The sequence below is a fragment of the Dinoroseobacter sp. PD6 genome (genome assembly GCF_028807315.1).
GTDB classification, from domain to species: domain Bacteria; phylum Pseudomonadota; class Alphaproteobacteria; order Rhodobacterales; family Rhodobacteraceae; genus Dinoroseobacter; species Dinoroseobacter shibae.
Genome location: NZ_JARAMN010000024.1, coordinates 1 through 1,180, shown reverse-complemented (window position 1 = coordinate 1,180; position 1,180 = coordinate 1). Strand labels below are relative to the sequence as shown.

Annotated in this window: 1 protein-coding gene; it reads right to left on the bottom strand. The window is 65.7% G+C overall.

What is annotated here, in order from left to right:
* Entirely contained in the window at nt 1-1,176 is a 1,176-nt protein-coding gene (gene tuf / locus PVW48_RS20065) for an elongation factor Tu (protein WP_012176905.1), read from the bottom strand.
* Nucleotides 1,177-1,180 lie beyond the last annotated feature (4 nt).

Sequence of the window (1,180 nt, the reverse complement as noted above, 5' to 3'; positions counted from 1 at the left end):
TTACTCGATGATCTTCGACACGACGCCTGCGCCGACGGTGCGGCCGCCTTCGCGGATGGCGAAGCGCAGGCCGTCTTCCATGGCGATCGGCGCGATCAGTTCGACGCCGAACTTCAGGTTGTCGCCCGGCATCACCATCTCGGTCCCCTCCGGCAGCGTCACCGTCCCGGTCACGTCCGTGGTCCGGAAGTAGAACTGCGGCCGGTAGTTGGCGAAGAACGGCGTGTGGCGGCCGCCCTCTTCCTTCGTGAGGATATACGCCTCCGCCTCGAACTTGGTGTGCGGGGTCACCGAGCCCGGCTTGCAGAGCACCTGGCCCCGCTCCACGCCTTCGCGGTCCACGCCGCGCAGCAGCGCGCCGATATTGTCGCCCGCCTCGCCGCGGTCCAGCAGCTTGCGGAACATCTCGACGCCCGTGCAGGTGGTCTTCTTGGTGTCGCGGATGCCGACGATCTCGATCTCGTCGCCCACGTTGATCACGCCCCGCTCGACGCGGCCGGTGACGACCGTGCCGCGGCCGGAGATCGAGAACACGTCCTCGATCGGCATCAGGAAGGGCTGGTCCACCGCGCGCGCCGGGGTCGGGATGTAGTCATCCACCGCCTTCATCAGCTCGGCGATCTTCTGCTCGCCGATCTCCGGGTCGCGGCCCTCGAGCGCGGCCAGCGCCGAGCCCGCGATGATCGGGATGTCGTCGCCCGGATACTCGTAGGAGCTCAGCAGCTCGCGGATCTCCATCTCGACGAGCTCCAGAAGCTCCTCGTCATCGACCTGGTCGACCTTGTTCATGAACACGACCATGTAGGGGATGCCCACCTGGCGGCCCAGAAGGATGTGCTCGCGCGTCTGCGGCATCGGGCCGTCCGCGGCGTTCACCACCAGGATCGCGCCGTCCATCTGCGCCGCACCGGTGATCATGTTCTTGACGTAGTCGGCGTGGCCGGGGCAGTCCACATGGGCGTAGTGGCGCGCGTCGGTCTCGTATTCCACATGCGCCGTCGAAATCGTGATCCCGCGCGCCTTCTCTTCCGGAGCGCCGTCGATCTCGTCATAGGCCTTGAAGTCGCCGAACTGCTTCGTGATCGCAGCCGTCAGCGTCGTCTTGCCGTGGTCAACATGCCCGATCGTACCGATGTTCACATGCGGTTTCGAACGCTCAAACTTTTCCTTAGCCATGGTG